This is a genomic window from Bradyrhizobium algeriense, assembly GCF_003062295.1.
Lineage (GTDB): Bacteria > Pseudomonadota > Alphaproteobacteria > Rhizobiales > Xanthobacteraceae > Bradyrhizobium > Bradyrhizobium algeriense.
Window position 1 is genome coordinate 1 of record NZ_PYCN01000039.1, and the last position, 17,199, is coordinate 17,199.

The 17,199-nt window shown below is 62.3% G+C and carries 17 protein-coding genes; 6 read left to right on the forward strand and 11 right to left on the reverse strand.

Annotated elements, in window-relative coordinates; all coding sequences use genetic code 11:
- Positions 1–445: 445 nt before the first annotated feature.
- Genes C7G61_RS37065 through C7G61_RS37090 form a run of 6 tightly spaced genes read right to left on the reverse strand, consistent with a single transcriptional unit; the run spans position 446 to position 5,118 of the window.
- Positions 446–1,210 carry an ABC transporter ATP-binding protein gene (locus C7G61_RS37065; protein WP_108522665.1) on the reverse strand — a complete coding sequence of 255 codons (765 nt, stop codon included), beginning with the start codon at positions 1,208–1,210 and terminating at the stop codon, positions 446–448.
- Positions 1,207–2,226, reverse strand: a complete 1,020-nt coding sequence (locus C7G61_RS37070) for a FecCD family ABC transporter permease (RefSeq protein WP_108522628.1) — start codon at positions 2,224–2,226, stop codon at positions 1,207–1,209. The genes C7G61_RS37065 and C7G61_RS37070 overlap by 4 nt, the downstream gene beginning before the upstream one ends.
- 12 nt (positions 2,227–2,238) lie before the next feature.
- On the reverse strand, positions 2,239–3,264 hold the full coding sequence (locus C7G61_RS37075; RefSeq protein ID WP_244608641.1) for an iron ABC transporter substrate-binding protein: 1,026 nt from the start codon (positions 3,262–3,264) through the stop codon (positions 2,239–2,241).
- Positions 3,261–3,467: a TOBE domain-containing protein gene (locus C7G61_RS37080; RefSeq protein ID WP_108522629.1), complete on the reverse strand. Its 207-nt coding sequence runs from the start codon at positions 3,465–3,467 to the stop codon at positions 3,261–3,263. Before C7G61_RS37080 ends, C7G61_RS37075 begins: the two co-directional genes overlap by 4 nt.
- Positions 3,464–4,294 carry a molybdate ABC transporter substrate-binding protein gene (locus C7G61_RS37085; protein WP_108522630.1) on the reverse strand — a complete coding sequence of 277 codons (831 nt, stop codon included), beginning with the start codon at positions 4,292–4,294 and terminating at the stop codon, positions 3,464–3,466. The genes C7G61_RS37080 and C7G61_RS37085 overlap by 4 nt, the downstream gene beginning before the upstream one ends.
- Positions 4,294–5,118: an ABC transporter substrate-binding protein gene (locus tag C7G61_RS37090; protein WP_108522631.1), complete on the reverse strand. Its 825-nt coding sequence runs from the start codon at positions 5,116–5,118 to the stop codon at positions 4,294–4,296. Before C7G61_RS37090 ends, C7G61_RS37085 begins: the two co-directional genes overlap by 1 nt.
- A gap of 304 nt (positions 5,119–5,422) precedes the next feature.
- On the opposite strand from C7G61_RS37090, the gene C7G61_RS37095 reads away from it, so the two are divergent.
- The 6 genes from C7G61_RS37095 to C7G61_RS37120 all read left to right on the forward strand — a co-directional run bounded on the left by C7G61_RS37095 (position 5,423) and on the right by C7G61_RS37120 (position 12,733).
- Positions 5,423–5,899 (forward strand): formate dehydrogenase subunit gamma, encoded by a 477-nt coding sequence (locus C7G61_RS37095; RefSeq protein WP_108522632.1) that lies wholly within the window; start codon positions 5,423–5,425, stop codon positions 5,897–5,899.
- Positions 5,896–7,452: a formate dehydrogenase beta subunit gene (locus C7G61_RS37100; RefSeq protein ID WP_108522633.1), complete on the forward strand. Its 1,557-nt coding sequence runs from the start codon at positions 5,896–5,898 to the stop codon at positions 7,450–7,452. Before C7G61_RS37095 ends, C7G61_RS37100 begins: the two co-directional genes overlap by 4 nt.
- 10 nt (positions 7,453–7,462) lie before the next feature.
- A complete protein-coding gene (fdhF, locus tag C7G61_RS37105; RefSeq protein ID WP_108522634.1) occupies positions 7,463–10,336 on the forward strand; it encodes a formate dehydrogenase subunit alpha in 2,874 nt (957 codons plus the stop codon).
- 2 nt (positions 10,337–10,338) lie between these two features.
- The gene (gene fdhD, locus C7G61_RS37110) at positions 10,339–11,175 is read left to right on the forward strand and encodes a formate dehydrogenase accessory sulfurtransferase FdhD (protein WP_108522635.1); all 837 of its coding nucleotides are present in this window, start codon (positions 10,339–10,341) and stop codon (positions 11,173–11,175) included.
- Positions 11,159–11,377, forward strand: coding sequence for a formate dehydrogenase subunit delta (locus C7G61_RS37115; protein ID WP_108522636.1), 219 nt, complete (start codon positions 11,159–11,161; stop codon positions 11,375–11,377). The genes fdhD and C7G61_RS37115 overlap by 17 nt, the downstream gene beginning before the upstream one ends.
- Positions 11,378–12,109: 732 nt before the next feature.
- Positions 12,110–12,733 carry a tyrosine-type recombinase/integrase gene (locus tag C7G61_RS37120; protein WP_108522637.1) on the forward strand — a complete coding sequence of 208 codons (624 nt, stop codon included), beginning with the start codon at positions 12,110–12,112 and terminating at the stop codon, positions 12,731–12,733.
- 72 nt (positions 12,734–12,805) lie between these two features.
- Here the strand turns inward: C7G61_RS37120 and C7G61_RS37125 are convergent, their stop codons facing one another.
- The 5 genes from C7G61_RS37125 to C7G61_RS37145 all read right to left on the reverse strand — a co-directional run bounded on the left by C7G61_RS37125 (position 12,806) and on the right by C7G61_RS37145 (position 16,892).
- Complete coding sequence (locus C7G61_RS37125; RefSeq protein ID WP_190242144.1) at positions 12,806–14,584, reverse strand: sensor histidine kinase; 1,779 nt, start codon at positions 14,582–14,584, stop codon at positions 12,806–12,808.
- Between the two features lie 233 nt (positions 14,585–14,817).
- On the reverse strand, positions 14,818–15,171 hold the full coding sequence (locus C7G61_RS37130; RefSeq protein ID WP_108522667.1) for a response regulator transcription factor: 354 nt from the start codon (positions 15,169–15,171) through the stop codon (positions 14,818–14,820).
- Positions 15,172–15,330: 159 nt separating this feature from the next.
- The gene (locus C7G61_RS37135; RefSeq protein ID WP_108522639.1) at positions 15,331–15,687 is read right to left on the reverse strand and encodes an HdeA/HdeB family chaperone; all 357 of its coding nucleotides are present in this window, start codon (positions 15,685–15,687) and stop codon (positions 15,331–15,333) included.
- Positions 15,688–15,876: 189 nt separating this feature from the next.
- Positions 15,877–16,134 (reverse strand): hypothetical protein, encoded by a 258-nt coding sequence (locus tag C7G61_RS46415; protein WP_108522640.1) that lies wholly within the window; start codon positions 16,132–16,134, stop codon positions 15,877–15,879.
- Between the two features lie 92 nt (positions 16,135–16,226).
- Positions 16,227–16,892, reverse strand: a complete 666-nt coding sequence (locus C7G61_RS37145) for a hypothetical protein (RefSeq protein ID WP_244608642.1) — start codon at positions 16,890–16,892, stop codon at positions 16,227–16,229.
- Positions 16,893–17,199 lie beyond the last annotated feature (307 nt).

The following is a 17,199-nucleotide window of genomic DNA, read 5'->3' on the forward strand; positions in this document are numbered from 1 at the left end:
AGCGTGCTTTGCCCACGATCCAGCCCCTCAACGAAGCGCTTCATCCGATTCCCCCGCAAATCGCGTGAGAATCATACTCCGAGAATCACTTCAATCCGCGCGTTTTCACACAGCCAGGGTCATTCGCTGACATCGACGGTTGTCCGAGCCATGTCTGCTCTACCCCCGAAAGCGGCCATTCCATAACCGCTCAGTGCGTGAAGGAGCGCGCCTGAGCTGTCTTGGCGCCATCATCAAGCGCACAAGAAATCGTAAGGGCTCGAACCTGGAACCCGCTGATTAAGAGACACTCTCTTCGCATTGATATCTCACGGAAATTTTCCAACTGAGTCAAATGCGATCACGCGGGCGAAGGGCTCCTACAGGTAACGGAAGAATTCGCCGTGCAGACCTGGCGCGGTAACGAGTTGCGGAAATTTCTTCCCAGGCAAATGAAGGCTGAGCCCTACTCCGGCAGAAACGCCTGGTCGCCGCCGGCGTCGGTCAGGCGCTGAATCTTCGCGCCATAGAGCGCCGAGAGATTACCGAGCGTCAGCACGTCCTTTGCCGGGCCCTCGCCGATCACGGCGCCCTGGCGCAACAAGCATGCGCGGTCGGCAGCGCGCATGGCGTGGTTGGGATCGTGCGTGGTGAAGAGCACGCCATGGCCGGAGGCGCCGAGGGCGCGGATCTCGCGCATGACGCGGCCCTGGTTGCCGAAGTCGAGGCTCGCGGTCGGCTCGTCCAGCACAACGAATTGTGGCTCCTGCGCCAGCGCACGCGCCAAGAGCGCAAGCTGGCGCTCGCCGCCGGAAATCATGGTGTATGGACGGTCGGCGAGATGCGCGATGCCGAAGCGCTCGAGCATGCGCGCCACCACCGCGCGATCGGCCGCGGTCGGCCGGCTGAACAGGTTGCCATGCGCGCTGCGGCCCATCAGCACCACCGTCTCGACGGTGAAGGCAAAGGTCGCGGCATGCGATTGCGGTACATAGGCGATCAGCCGGGCGCGCTCGCGGCTGGAATAGCCCGCCAACGACCGGTCGCCGAGCCGAACGTCGCCGGCCTTGGGCGCAAGCAGACCGAGCAAGGTTTTCAGGAGCGTGGTCTTGCCGCCGCCATTGGGGCCGAGCAATGCCAGCACCTCGCCGGTGCGCAGACCCACGTTGAGCCCGCTGCCGACCAAGCGGTCGCGATAGCCGATGGTGAGACTGCGGCCTTCCAGCATCATGGCGCGGACCATTCTTTGGAGACGCTGGCGAGCAGCCAGATGAAGAAGGGCGTGCCGACGAATGCGGTGAGGATGCCGAGCGGGATCTCGATCGGCGCCATGGTGCGGGCCAGCGTGTCGATTGCGAGCAGAAAACCGCCGCCGATCAGCGCGGCGGCCGGGATCAGCCGGCCGAAATCCGGGCCCACCAAGGTGCGGGCGATATGCGGTACGACGAGGCCGACCCAGCCGATGATGCCGGCGGTCGCGACACTGGCGGAAGTAACGAGCGTTGCCGCCGCGACGATGGCAATGCGCAGCGGGCCGGTGGGCACGCCGAGCGCCTTCGCCTCCTCGTCCGGCAGCGACATCACGTTCATGCGCCAGCGCAGCGCCAGCAGCGCGATGGTGCCGAGCGCGACGGGCCCGAACAGCGGCACGAGGTCGGCAGGGCTGACGGCGGCGAGGCTGCCGAGCAGCCAGAACGTCATCGCCGGCAGCTGATTGTAGGGATCAGCCAGATATTTGAGTAGGCCAACGCCCGCACCAAGCAGCGCGCCGATCACGACGCCGGCGAGCACCAGCACCAGCACGGGATCGCGCGCCCGCGCCGCGGAGCCGATCATGTAGACGGCCGCGACGGCGACGAGGCCGCCGGCAAAGGCCAGCGCCTGAATGGCGAAGATGCCGAGCGAGAAGAAGATGCCGAGCACGGCGCCAAGCGAGGCGCCGGAGGACGCGCCCAAAATATCGGGCGACACCAACGGATTGCGGAACAGGCCCTGGAAGGCGGTGCCGGCCACCGCGAGCGCCGCGCCGATCAGCATGGCTGCCACGACGCGCGGGCCGCGCACCTGCCAGATCACGGTTTCGACGGCGGGCGCGACTTTCGCGGAAGTGCCCGTGAGCTTGGCCGCAATCACTGCAAAGACATCGCCGAGGGAGACGGCGAAGCGGCCGGCGGTGAAGGCGAGCAACAGCCCCGCAACGAGAATGAGAGCCGAGATCAGGAGGCCGGGGACGCTGGAGCGAGCCATCGCGAAAGCCTATCACTCCCTCCCCGCCAGCACACGGTCGAGATCGGCGTCCGAAGGCGTCACATGATAGAAGCGCGTGTAGAAGTCGCGCGTCAGCGTGCGGATGTCTTCCTGGAAATGATCGGGATAGAAGATCTGCGCCAGCCACCACAGCCCGATCAGGCGGTTCACCGAGGGTGGGAAATCGACCCAGCCGAACGGCAGCTTTGGTGACAGATGCACGCGGCCGGAGCGTACCGCGGCGACCTCCCTCCACAGGGCATCGCTACGCACATTGGCCGCGAAGTCGCGATCGATGGTGACGATGACATCGGGATTCCACAGCAGCACCTGCTCGATCGAGACCGTGGTGAGTCCGCCCTTTCGCTCGCCCGCGACGTTGCGCGCGCCCAGATATTCGATGGTTTCGACATTGATGGACCCACCGAGCCCGGTTTCCAGCCCGCGCGGCCCGCGGGCGTAGTAGGCGCGCGGCCGTTCATTTTCGGGAATGCGGTTCACGCGCGCCTGGATCTTGACGAGCGTTTCCTCCGTGTATGCCGCAAGCGGCTCGGCATCGCGGAGCGTGAGCTTGCCGAGAAGCCGGTAGGTCGCGGGCATCACCTCGAAGCGGCCGTCGAGCAGCGCATAGGGAATGCCGGTCTGCTCCTGCACGCGCGCGGCCAGGGAGACGAAGGTCGGCGCGGTCGAGCCGACGTCGAGGATCAAATCCGGCTTCAGCGCCAGCACGGATTCGAGATTGGCTGTGTTGCCGCGGCCGGTGAGACGGCCGACTTCCGGGCGCGTGCATACGTTCGGCAGCATCAGCGTGCATTCTTCCGCGCGGTTGGCGCGCGGCCAGCCGAGCAGCAGCTCCGGCGCCAGCGTATAGAGCATGATCGCGGCAGGCGGCCCGGCCGGAAACACCCGCGTGACGCGATCGGGTACCTCGATGCTGCGCCCGGCGGCGTCCTGGACCGTTCCGGCCGCCCGCGCGCGCGGCGCGGCCAGCGCCGCAAGCACCCCGCCCGTGAACGCGCGCCGGTCAAGCCCCGTCAATCGATCGCCACCATCACGTCGGAGGCCTTGATGACGGCATAGGCCTCCTGCCCCTTGGCGAGTTTGAGCGCATCGACCGCCTCGTTGGTGATCGCCGAGGTGACGATCTGCCCGCCGATGTCGATCTTCACATGCGCGGTCGTTGTGCCCTGGGTCACGTCGACGATCTTGCCCTTGAGCATGTTGCGCGCGCTGAGTTTCATCGCTGTTCTCCCTGGCTGAGGGCGGGCACGGAAAATCCGTGCTTCGCCAGTATCTGCTGTCCTTTAGCGGATACGATGAACAGCGCAAGGCGGTGCGCGGCAGGCGGGCTGTCATTCATGACGGTCATGCCGTAGTCGGCGCCGACGGCAAGCGGCTCCGGCAGACTCACAATCTGTTGCCCGGGACTTTCCCGCTGCGCCACCAGCCCCCCGGTGCAGTAGGTGAGGAAGATATCGGCGCGGCCTTCCGCCACGTGCCAGCCATAGACGCTGCGGCCGGCAGGTCCGGGGGCGCTCGACGGCCCGCCGGTGAGTTGCTGGGCCTTCTGCTCGAGGGCCTTGCGACTTCCGGCCTTTAACGCTTCTGCCTTGGCGAACACGCCGAACGCATAGTCGCCGGACGGATCGGCCTTCGGTGTGGAGGTACCGAGCTTCACATCTTCGCGCAGCATGATCTCGAGCAGTGTCTCCGGCGTAACGGACAGACCCGGCTTCACCAGCGCGCAGAGCCGGTTGCGTGCGAACAGCACGACCGGGCTGCTGCGGCCAGCGGTGGCCAGAGACTGCGGATGTTCCATGTTGGCGGACGCAAACACCTGCGCGCGGCTGCCGGCGGCGATCTCGTCGCGCAGCGTTCCCGACGGTCCGTATTTCGCTTCGACCTTGGTGCCGGTATCCGCGGCGAAGGCTTCAGCGACCTCGGTGAGCGCCCCGCGCAACGAGCCTGCCGCATGCAACAGCGCCGGCTCGTTGGCATCAGCCGATGTCATGGCCATGCCGATGATCGCAGCCGCTATCGCGCATGCCCGCCGCGAACTCGACGCCATCACGCGCCCGGCACGTCAGCGTTCGGGAAGAACAGCTGCTGGCCGTTGATCTTGTGCTCCGCGATGGCCTTCTGGCCTTCCGAGGAGACCAGCCAGTCGATGAACGCCTGGCCCAGCTCCTTCTTCACATGGGCATGCTTGTCCGGGCTGACCAGCATGACGCCATACTGGTTGAACAACCGCTTGTCTCCCTGAACGGCAATGTCGAGCTCGCCGCGGTTCTTGAACGACAGCCATGTGCCACGGTCGGCCAGCACATAGCCGTTCATGGCGGACGCCGTGTTGAGCGCCGCGCCCATGCCCTGCCCGATCTCGCGATACCACGGGCCCTTGTCAGCGCCGGCGATATCGATGGCGGCCGCCCTCCACAGCGCAAGCTCCGCCGCATGGGTGCCGGACTTGTCGCCGCGCGACACGAAAGGCGCGGCCTTGTTCCTGATCGCGGTCAGTGCGGCGACGATGTCCTTGCCGCCCTTGACGCCGGCCGGATCGCTGTTCGGGCCAACCAGGATGAAGTCGTTATACATCACCGCGAAGCGCTTCACGCCAAAGCCGTCGGCGACGAATTTCTCCTCCTGCGGCCGGGCGTGCACGAACACGACGTCGGCATCGCCGCGCCGGCCGGTATCGAGCGCTTGCCCCGTGCCCTGAGAGATCACCTTCACGCCAATGCCAGTCTTGGCCTTGAACAGCGGCAGGATGTGATCGAACAGGCCGGAGTCCTGGGTGGATGTGGTCGACGCCACAATGATCGATTTTTCTTGGGCAAGCGCGGGCGCGGCGAAGGCCAGAAGGATCGCGAGAAGGAAAATGCGTCGGTTCATGCAGAGTTTCCTTGTTTGGGCCGGGATCGCGCAAATCTTTGTCATAAGTGGACAAATCCGCAAGGTGGCAATGGCGCCCTCCCTAAAAATATAGCCTGAGGCTATAGCAATGAGTCCCAAATGGCTTCCTTCTATTCTAACTGCGCCGTAACCGCAAAGATGTAACGCTCATTCCGGTTTCGCATCGCCTGATCATATGCGCTTATTGATCGCTCTTCCGTATCGCAACATGAGACAGCTTTATTGATATCTGGAAGATTTCCACGTCTCATCAGGACGAAACAACCTCTGAATGAGAACGCGGATGACACCGGTTTACGAACCATGGGATTCAAAGCGCGCCGCCGAAATCATCGCTGAGCATGACGGCATCGAAGGCGCGACGTTGGTGATCCTGCATGCGTTGCAGGAAGCGTTCGGATATGTGCCGGAGCCGGCGATCCCGATGGTCGCCGAAGCGCTCAACCTGTCGCGCGCCGAGGTGCATGGTGTCTTCACCTTCTATCATGACTTCCGCAAGGAGCCGGCCGGCCGGCACGTGCTGAAATTGTGCCGCGCCGAGGCCTGTCAGGCCGCCGGCGGCGACGCACTCGCCGCGCGCGCGGAAGCCAAGCTCGGCATTTCACTCGGCCACACAACGGCAGACGAGCGCGTTACGCTGGAGCCGATCTATTGCCTCGGTCTGTGCGCCACCGCGCCGTCGGCGATGCTCGACGGCCGCGTGGTGGGACGGCTGGATGAGGCGCGCCTCGATGCGCTGGTCGCGGAGGCGCAGCGATGACGATGCGTATCTTTGTCCCGCGCGATGCCGGCGCGGTTGCCGTCGGTGCCGACGACGTCGCACTGGCGCTGGCGCAGGCCGCCAAGGCGCGCAACATCGCGGTCGAGATCGTCAGGACCGGCTCGCGCGGCCTGTATTGGCTGGAGCCGATGGTCGAGGTCGCAACACCGCGCGGACGCGTTGCGTTCGGTCCGGTCAGTCCTGCGGACGCAGCTTCCGTGCTCGAAGCGATGGCGACCGACGCGCCGCATCCCCTGCGACTCGGTATTGCGGAAGATATCCCATGGCTGAAGCGGCAGACCCGACTGACTTTTGCACGCTGCGGCGTGATCGATCCGCGCTCGGTCGAAGACTACTGCGCCCATGACGGCTACAAGGGCCTGGAGCGCGCGCTGACGCTGGGCACAGATGGCATCCTCGCCGACGTCACCGCCTCGGGGCTGCGCGGCCGCGGCGGCGCCGGCTTTCCGACCGGCATCAAGTGGAAGACGGTGGCGCAGGCCTCGGCCGACCGCAAATTCATCGTCTGCAACGCCGACGAAGGCGACAGCGGCACGTTTGCGGATCGGATGATCATGGAAGGCGATCCCCTCGTGGTGATCGAAGGCATGACCATTGCCGGCATCGCCGTCGGCGCCACCAAGGGCTACATCTACATCCGCTCGGAATATCCCCATGCCGTCATCGCGATGAGTGAGGCGATCGCCGCGGCGAAGCACGCCGGCTATCTCGGCGAACGCATCGGCGGCTCCGCGCACGGCTTCGATCTGGAGGTTCGCGTCGGCGCCGGCGCCTATGTCTGCGGCGAAGAGACCTCGCTGCTGGAAAGCCTCGAAGGCCGCCGCGGCATCGTGCGCGCAAAACCGCCGCTGCCGGCGCACAAGGGCCTGTTCGGCAAGCCGACCGTGATCAACAACGTGCTGTCCTTCGCGGCGATCCCTTTCATTCTCGACAACGGCGCCAAGACCTATGCCGATTACGGAATGGGACGCTCGCGCGGCACCATGCCGATCCAGCTTGCCGGCAACATCAAATACGGCGGCCTGTTCGAAACAGCCTTCGGCATCACGCTTGGGGAACTCATCGACGACATCGGCGGCGGTACATTTACCGGCCGTCCCGTTCGCGCCGTGCAGGTCGGCGGTCCGTTGGGGGCCTATTTCCCGCGCGCACTATTCGATACGCCGTTCGACTATGAGGCCTTTGCGGCGCGCGACGGCCTGATCGGCCACGCCGGCGTCGTGGTATTCGACGACAACGTCGACATGGCAAAACAGGCGCGCTTTGCGATGGAGTTCTGCGCCGTTGAATCCTGCGGCAAGTGCACGCCGTGCCGGATCGGCTCCACCCGCGGTGTTGAGACCATCAACAAGATCATCAGCGGCGAGCGCGTCCCGGAAAACCTCGCCGTGGTCGAAGACCTCTGCAACACCATGAAGTTCGGCTCGCTCTGCGCGCTTGGCGGCTTTACGCCCTATCCCGTGCTGAGCGCGCTCAAACACTTCCGGGAAGACTTTGGCCCGGCACCGGCTCATCTCGAAGCCGCGGAATAAGGAGAACACGATGTCGCTGATCCAGGAAACCGATTTTGGAACCCCGCGGTCCAAATCCGAAAACATGGTCACGCTGACCATCGACGGCCAAAGCGTCACCGTGCCCGAAGGCACCTCGATCATGCGCGCGGCGATGGAAGCCGGCACGCAGATCCCAAAGCTCTGCGCCACCGACATGGTCGACGCCTTCGGCTCCTGCCGGCTCTGCCTAATCGAGATCGAAGGCCGCGCCGGCACGCCGGCCTCATGCACCACGCCTGTCATGAACGGACTTGTGGTGCATACCCAGACCGAGCGGCTGAAGAAGCTGCGCAAGGGCGTGATGGAGCTCTATATCTCCGACCATCCACTGGACTGCCTGACCTGCGCGGCGAACGGCGATTGCGAGCTGCAGGACATGGCAGGCGCCGTCGGCCTTCGCGACGTCCGCTACGGCTATGAGGGCGAGAATCATGTGTTCGCCAAATCCAACGGCGTACCCAATGCTGCCTGGCTGCCGAAGGACGAATCCAATCCCTATTTCACCTACGATCCCTCAAAGTGCATCGTCTGCTCGCGCTGCGTCCGCGCCTGCGAGCAAGTGCAGGGAACATTTGCGCTGACGATTTCCGGCCGCGGTTTTGACAGCCGCGTTTCGCCCGGCATGAACGAGAATTTTCTCGGCTCCGAATGCGTGTCCTGCGGCGCCTGCGTACAGGCCTGCCCGACCGCGACGCTGACGGAAAAATCCGTGATCGAGATCGGCCAGCCTGAACATTCCGTGGTGACGACGTGTGCTTACTGCGGCGTCGGCTGCGCCTTCAAGGCGGAAATGCGCGGCGAGGAAGTCGTGCGCATGGTGCCCTACAAGGACGGCAAGGCCAATCGCGGCCATTCCTGCGTCAAGGGGCGCTTCGCCTGGGGCTATACCACACACAAGGAGCGCATCCTCAAACCGATGATCCGCGAGCGGATCGAGGATCCCTGGCGCGAGGTCTCGTGGGACGAGGCATTCAGCTTCGCCGCGGCGAAATTCAAGGGCATACAGAAGAAGTATGGCCGCGATGCGGTCGGCGGCATCACCTCCTCCCGCTGCACCAATGAAGAAACCTATCTGGTGCAGAAGCTGATCCGCGGCGGATTCGGCAACAACAATGTCGACACCTGCGCCCGCGTCTGCCATTCGCCGACCGGCTACGGCCTGTCGACGACGTTCGGTACCTCGGCCGGCACGCAGGATTTCGATTCCGTCGAGCATACCGACGTCGTCATGGTGATCGGCGCCAATCCCGCCTCCGCCCACCCCGTATTCGCCTCGCGGCTGAAGAAGCGGCTGCGCGAGGGCGCCAAGCTCATCGTGGTTGATCCGCGCCGTACGGAGATGGTGGAAGCCCCTCACCTCAAGGCGTTGCATCTGCCGCTGATGCCCGGCACCAACGTTGCCGTGCTCACGGCGTTGGCGCACGTCATCGTTACCGAAGGCCTCGTCGATGAAGCCTTCGTGCGCGAGCGCTGCGACTGGAGCGAGTTCGAGGAGTGGGCCGCCTTCGTGGCGCTGTCGAAGAACAGCCCGGAAGCGACCGCGATCATGACCGGCGTCGATCCGAAGGTGTTGCGCGAAGCCGCGCGGCTGTTCGCCACCGGCGGTAATGGCGCGATCTATTACGGCCTTGGCGTGACCGAGCACAGCCAGGGGTCGACCACAGTGATTGCGATCGCCAACCTCGCGATGGCGACCGGCAATATCGGCCGTCCCGGCGTCGGCGTGAACCCGCTGCGCGGCCAGAACAACGTGCAGGGCTCCTGCGACATGGGCTCGTTCCCGCATGAACTCCCCGGCTACCGGCATATCTCGGGCGACGCCGTGCGCGACCAGTTCGAGGCGATGTGGAACGTCAAGCTCAATCCGGAACCGGGCCTGCGCATTCCCAACATGTTCGACGCTGCGATCGAAGGCACGTTCATGGGCCTCTACGTGCAGGGCGAAGACATCCTGCAGTCCGACCCCAACACCAAGCATGTGGTGGCGGCGCTGTCGTCGATGGAATGCGTGATCGTGCATGACCTCTTCCTCAACGAGACCGCCAACTATGCCCACGTCTTCCTGCCGGGATCGACCTTCCTGGAGAAGGACGGCACCTTCACCAATGCCGAGCGGCGCATCCAGCGCGTCCGCAAGGTGATGACGCCGCGTAATGGACTTGCCGACTGGGAAGTCACCATCGGGCTTGCCAAGGCGATGGGCTTTGAGATGCGCTACACCCACCCCTCCGAGATCATGGACGAGATCGCGGCGCTGACGCCGACTTTTGCCGCCGTCTCCTATGCCAGGCTGGAAGAGCTCGGTTCGGTGCAGTGGCCCTGCAACGACAAGGCGCCGGAAGGCACGCCTGTCATGCATATCGACGGCTTCGTGCGCGGCAAGGGCAAGTTCGTGGTCACCGAATATATCCCGACCGACGAGCGCACCGGGCCACGATTCCCGCTGCTACTGACGACCGGCCGCATCCTCAGCCAGTACAATGTCGGCGCACAGACCCGCCGCACCGACAACGTCGTCTGGCATGCCGAGGACCGGCTGGAAATCCATCCGCACGACGCCGAGCAGCGCGGCGTGCGCGACGGCGACTGGGTGCGGCTGGCGAGCCGCGCCGGCGAAACAACGTTGCGCGCGGAGATCACCGACCGCGTGGCGCCGGGCGTGGTCTACACCACCTTCCACCACCCGGACACGCAGGCCAACGTCATCACGACGGAGTATTCGGACTGGGCTACCAATTGTCCGGAATACAAGGTCACGGCGGTGCAGATTTCCCCGTCCAATGGTCCAAGTGACTGGCAGAAGGCCTATGACGAGCAGGCTCGCCACTCCCGCCGCATCGCGCCGGCGGAAGCCGCGGAGTGACGATGCGCGATCCCGTCTACAACGCTGAGCGCAAGGTCTGGCGCGACGGCAATTTGAGCAATGGCGTGCGCCTGATCCCAGAGGAGACGGCGCTGGCGCTGACCTATAATGGCGGCACCTATGCCGTGATGATGGGGACGCCCGAGGACCTCAGCGACTTTGCCATCGGCTTCTCCTTGAGCGAAGGCATCGTGCAGTCGGCGGACGAGATCGAGACGCTCGAGATCGTCGAGCTCGATGACGGCATCGAACTGAGGATGTGGCTGGCGCCGGCGAAAGCGCAGTCGATCGGCGAACGGCGGCGGCATATCGCTGGCCCCACCGGCTGCGGCATCTGCGGGGTCGAGTCGATTGCCGAGGCCGTCAGGCCGGCGGCAATCGTGCCTGATGGACGCGCCTTCTCGCCGCATGAGATCATGAAGGCGATGGCTGTGCTCACGCCGCTGCAGGAGATCAACCACCAGACCCACGCGGTGCATGCCGCCGCGTTCTGGACGCCAGGACGCGGCATTATCGCGCTGCGCGAGGATGTCGGCCGTCACAACGCACTGGACAAGCTCGCCGGCGCGCTGGCGCGGGACAAGGTCGCGGCCGGCGACGGTGTGGTGCTGCTCACCAGCCGTGTTTCGGTCGAGATGGTGCAAAAGACCGCCGCGATCGGCGCGCCGCTGATGGTGGCGGTGTCGGCGCCGACCGCGCTCGCGGTGCGGATAGCGGATGCCGCCGGCATCACGCTCGCGGCGATCGCGCGTTCGGACGGGTTCGAAATATTCACGCATCCGGAACGGATTGCGGCCCCTATCGAGGTTAAGGAAGCTGCCTATGTCGTCGTCGCCTGACAGACTGGTCTACATGGCCAACCAGATCGGGAAATTCTTCCAGAGCCAGGGCCATGACAAGGCGGTGCCTGGAATCGCCGAGCACATCAAAAAATTCTGGGACCCGCGGATGCGGAAGCAGATCTTTGCTCATCTCGACGCCGGCGGCGCGGGGCTTGATCCGTTCGTGCGCGATGCGATCGAAAAGCTGCGGAACAGCTAATCCGAATGCTGATGGTTATGAACGGAGAACCATGGTCTTCCAATCGTATGTCCGCTCGGGGTCACAGGCAGAAGTCGGCGCCTGAAAAAGCTTGGTCTGCTTTGCATCTAACACCTGACCAGCTGAGCCGGGGACTGATAGCCAGTGTCAGGCATTCTGTAACGGGCTCATTGCGCGAAGACTGGTCGACGAACGGGAAGCGTCTTGCCTACGGAACGGTCCGAGAGCGCTACCACCAACCCTTGATAATCGTAGTCGAGCGTAGGAAAGAGTGGGAAGGCGTAGAGGGGGAGCGCTACCGACCCACACCGGCCAAGGTCCCACCTCCTCTAATCTTCAACGTGAAGTTAGCGGCGCGCTCAAACCGATCAGGATCGCAGCTGCAGCTACAACACTCCGTGGTGGCCGAAAGCAGCATGAAGCCTGATATCATGCGCTAGGGAGCGCTCATGAATGGAGCAGTACTACATTTGGTACGGCATGGTGGATCGAGCGTGGGCTTAAGTGCTGATTGTGCTTGGCTTCTCGAGAAGGTTCAATCCATCATGAGGAAGCTTGAGCTAGGTCCAGCCAATGAGAGATGGCCAGGTCGAATATCTTCCAACGTCCGCTGTGCGCCAAAAGCGGCCGATCGCGAGCACACTGGTGGGCAACGCTTGAATGCTCAGTCAGCACTAAAGTCATTCGCTCGCGATAGAGCGACGCGGAGGGCGGGATGGCGGAGGATCCCGTATGCCCGCACGCCCCGTCGGTCGACGCCAACGGCCTTGGAACAAAGGATTGCTCGTCGGCCAGAAGAAACCTCTTGAGCCCAAGCATGTATGGTCAATTCGAGTCCGCCTAGAAATCGCGGGGTCAAAGCGTGACCTTGCGATCTTTAACTTAGCAATCGACAGTAAACTTCGCGCCTGTGACCTGGTCAAACTGCGACTGGAGGACATTTGCTTGGGAACAAATGTGCGGCGTCGAGCGACTATTGTCCAAAAGAAGACAGGACGACCGGTTCAGTTTGAGATCTCGGAGCAGTCGAGGAATTCAGTTGAAGCCTGGCTGCCAACGCTGCGGGCCACTGGCTCCCGATACCTCTTCCCAACTCGAATTCATGCTAGTCCTCACATTTCAACCCGCCAATATTCCCGGCTGGTGCATCGCTGGGTTAAAAGCATCGGCTTAGAGTCAGCATCTTACGGCACGCACTCGATGCGCCGCACGAAGGCTGCCCAGATTTATCGGAAAACTGGTAACCTGCGTGCAGTCCAACTTCTCCTCGGTCATACCAAGTTAGAAAGCACCGTCCGATATCTCGGAATTGAGGTAGACGACGCCTTGAATATGGCAGAACAGATTGAGCTCTGATCGTCGACCACCGGCTTCCACGCCCGGTGGTCGCTTTCGCGCCAGAAGCGGACTACCCAGGGTCAGCTTTTACTAAGCTTTGGCCGGCGGAAGCTTAAATGAGAACACGGCTCCGCGGGTACGGTTCTCAGCCCAGAGCTCGCCGCCGTAGCTTTCGAGGATCGTTCTCGCGATTGGGAGTCCCAGCCCCGTCCCTTGCGGTTTCGTCGTGACGAATGCATTGAAAATGCTGGCCAGCTTGTCGTTGGGGATACCCGTGCCGGAGTCGGATATTCGGGCCTCGACGTCGCCGGTATCAGCCAGATTTGTTCGGATCGTCAGATTATGCGGGTTGGCCACCTCTTCCATCGCGTCAACGCCATTCATCACGAGGTTGATGATGACTTGCTGCAGATGAATCGGATCGCAGCGCACCCGTAATGGCTCCGTGGCAAGAATGGTACGTAAAATCACTCCCCGCCTTGTGACTTCAGGAGACACAATCTTGACGACGTCGCGCACGGTATCGTTCAAATCGAGCGTCTGCAGATCGGATTCCGTTCTGTTGTTGAGCAGATTCCGCAGGCCGCTGATGATCTCGCTCGCACGTTGCTCATCCCGGACGATATCGGAAAGGATCTCGCCGAGCTGCGCCATGTCGAGCGGATGGGCCTTGAGCAACATCTGCGCGGCCTCGGTATTGCTCAAGATAGCTCCGAGCGGCTGATTGAGTTCATGCGCGATCGATGACGACAGAACGCTTGCGGTCGTGACCCGATTCAGACGAACGACCTCGTGACGACGACTGGTCGCCTCCGCTTGGGCGACAAGGCGTCGCCGCCGCTCGACGAGCAGCAATGCAATGATGCCTGCCTGCAGCAGGATTGCCGCCATAACAGCCGTTAGTTGCGGGCGATACTGCTCCCAGAGGCTGGGCACGCGAAAGACAACTTCGCTGCCTGGCGGCAACTGGCTTTCGCTGATATTCCAGCGCTTCAGCTCCCTCCAGTCATATCTTGGCGACGCCGCTGGGATTGGAGGCGTCTTGATGCTGCCCGGCGACTCTCCGCCCAGAATGCGCACGGCAACTGCGGCGGTCTGGCGGCTGACGTCGGATATGTTCGTCATCCGGCCGCCGACGATCCCTCGGCCGAAGAACGTGTCCTGCTCCGAAAAGATAGGCGCATTGGCGACCGCGTGAATCCGGTCTATGGCTCGACCGCCTTCGTGCACGACGCCGGCGGCGTCCACCAACATCTGCGCGTACACGATGAAGGTCCCGGGTGGCAGAACAGCCACTCGCTTGAGTATCTCTTCCAGCGACAGTTCATTGGAATAAGTGATCTCGAGCCGGTTTGTCAGCGGTTGGAACAGCTTGCGCATCTCCTCCAGCCATCGCTTCTCGATCGGAGAACTTCCGACCACGACGAATACCTTGGTCGTCTCCGGAATCAACTTCAGTATCTGGTCGAGAGTGCCTAACACGTCGATGGATACGGAAACCATCGCATCGGTCGCCGGAGCGTTCGGAGAAATCCGCTGCTCGAGGGCCGCGTACAAGGTTGGGATCGACGGAAAAATCCGCTGACGGTTTTGCTGAAAGAATCGCGCCGCGGGACCGCCAATCGTCATGATCAGGTCGAGCTTGCGTTCGGAAAACACTGCATTCAAATAGTCGACAAAGGCGTCCTCGTTCCCGTCAGGGAAGCGAGCCGTCGACAGCGAAGCCTCAAAAATATCGATGGGATCTTTCGACTGAAGCCTCAACTCTTCGCGAATCTTTCTTGCGTAGTCATCCCAAGGCGAAAAATCGCGACCGACGGAATGAACAATTAGCACCCGCTTCGGCTGGGAGAACGCCGCGGCGGTCATGGCGAAAAGCAGGACGACTGCGCTGAGAAGTATGCGGGATACCATGCTTTTGCTTAGCTGTTGGCGCGTTCATTTTGAGCGTCGCCCACTACTGAGAGTTTCTTCCTGTGTCCGGTATCCGACTCTACCCGAATTGTGGGCGACGCGGGAGATTTATTGTCCGTTGCACGCAGTGGCTGTGTCGTGATTTCGGGCGGATTTAGTTAGGTTACTGGGTTAGTTGCGGGATGCAGTCACGCAATGCCATTGATTGCGTCAATGAGCAACTTTGACAGAAAGGGCTTCTTCAGATAGGCGATGCAGCCCGCATCAAAAGCCTGCTGGCGGGTCGCTTCATTATCGATCGCGGTCATGAAAATCACAGGCAGATCGATCCCCAACGCCGTCAGCCGCCGCTGGAGATCGATGCCCGACATTCCACCGAGATGAATATCGAGTAGCAGGCAGTCAGGCTCGCATTTGGCAATACCAACGAGAAATGCTTCCGCCGACGTAAATGTCAGGACGTAAAAACCGTGCGCCGACAAAAGGCGGTTGATACCCTGCAACATACTCGGGTTATCATCAATGACAACTATGGTGCGCATGCGCATCGCTCATCCATGTCGGCCCGGCCGGAAACACCTTTGAGCAATGGCAAACGATCATTTTCGATTTGTGAGCACATAACTCCGCTAGAACAGCTGCGTTCCAATCCTGCCTGCGGCGCTTCCGGCACTTCAGACTTCGCCAAAGGCGAAGTTCGATCACTGCTTCATTTTGATGCCCTTCTCGGCCCTGTACTCCTTGAAGACTACGTCGATGGCTTCAATTACTTTCTTCCCGGGATTTGCCTTGCAGTGGACGATGACCTCGTGCTCAAGGGATTTCGCGCGGTCGACCTGCATCATGTGCTTCTTGGCGAGGCCGTTGTACCAGCCGCTGTACCAGACGGTGAGGTAATCAGCGTCTTCCTGGAATGTGTTCGCCAATTGGGCGCAGGTCAGTTTCTGGACATCGACATACCCGTCGCGGTCCGCATAGGTCTTCAGTTCGACCTGGGCCAACGCTGGTCCCGCCATAATAGCCGTCGCGCAACACAGGATGAGTTTCTTTGCGATCATTTGGATGGTTCCCTTGCTGTTCTGACTTCGCAACGATCGATCATGGCGAGCCACAGAAGCAGGCGGCTGCGCGCGTTCCCTTGAACATGATCGTCGCTCCGAAATGTTGATTGAAATGATGGAGCGCGACGCTACCGCGCTCCGAAGCGGCATTCCCGGCAAGCGGTGGTCAAAGTGACCTCGACAATTCTATCGCCTGCCAACTCGATTGACCGGACCACCACGATTCATCGGTGTTCCCGGTCGCACACCCACACCCGGGGCGCCGACGCCGGGGGTCACCACGGCGCGCGCGACCGGCCGCGGCCGCAGCACGACACCGGGCCTGACGACGCAACCAGCAGGATACGAAATGTACTGACAGTAAACTACGGCGCTGGCCTGTTCACTGCTGGCCGTCACGAATCCAGCCGTCAGCAGGGCTGATAGTACAATCGAACGCTTCATGATTGCCTCTCCACTTGATTGATCGTCAGAACTCGTCGCTCGGCCGCTGAATTGAAGCGGGGGAAGCCTGCTTCTCCCGTCTCCTCTCTATCTCAGTAACAGGGCGGATAGGGGTAGTAGCCGCACACAGGCCGCGCGTACGGATACGGCGCGACGTAAGGCGCAGCGTACGCGGCCGCGCCATAGGCGGCGGCACCAACGGCACCGGCATACATCGCGCCCCGGAATGCCGAACGCCGTGCGACGCCGGCAAACGACATTGGCGTGAACGGCCGGCCGATGATGTCAATGAACAGCGCCGCCCCACCGTCCGCGCCGGCGATATCCCCTTCGAGGGTCTGAACGGCAAACGTCAGCTTATCGCCCTCGAGCTTCGGGTTCTTCAGCACCACGACTGCGTCCTTCACGGCGCCGTCCTTGCCGAACACGGACAAGGTCGCATTCGGAGGATTCTTGGTAAAGCTATCGTCGCCCGATCCCCATTCCGCGATGACGTCGGCGGTGGGCTGATGGCCAGCGGATCGCACCGGGCGGTCGGCAAATATGATGGAGTTTGGGGCAACGCCCATCAGCACCAACGTGTCACCCTGCAACGTCGCCGCACGGGAATTGAGCACGAACAGCGAGGGGACAATCTCAGGCTTGGCTGCTGCGGCCGGAGCACCAATCGTTTTCAACGCGGACGGGGCCTGTGCGGTTTGGGCACTGGCCGTTGCCATGCTGCCCAGTATCGCCGTTACGGCGAGCAGTCCGGCCATCTGAACAAGTCTTGCACTCGTCATGTCTACTTCTCCGTTGGGATTCGGGTTATCGCTAATATGCCGTTGGTCGCGGGGACTATGGGTGCCTGATGAAGGGTGGACTATGCAAAAACGAACCGACCGATAAACATAAAGCGAGTCGCCGTCAGTACCGGACGACGCATTCGAAATCCGACATGGCTTGTCAGCATATCGACAGCTTCGATATGCCTGCGGCATGCAAATGTCCGCGTTGCCGAACCACAACGATTTTCACGACTGGTGCTTGAGCTCGGGCGTGACTCATCACGCGTAGCCGGCTTTT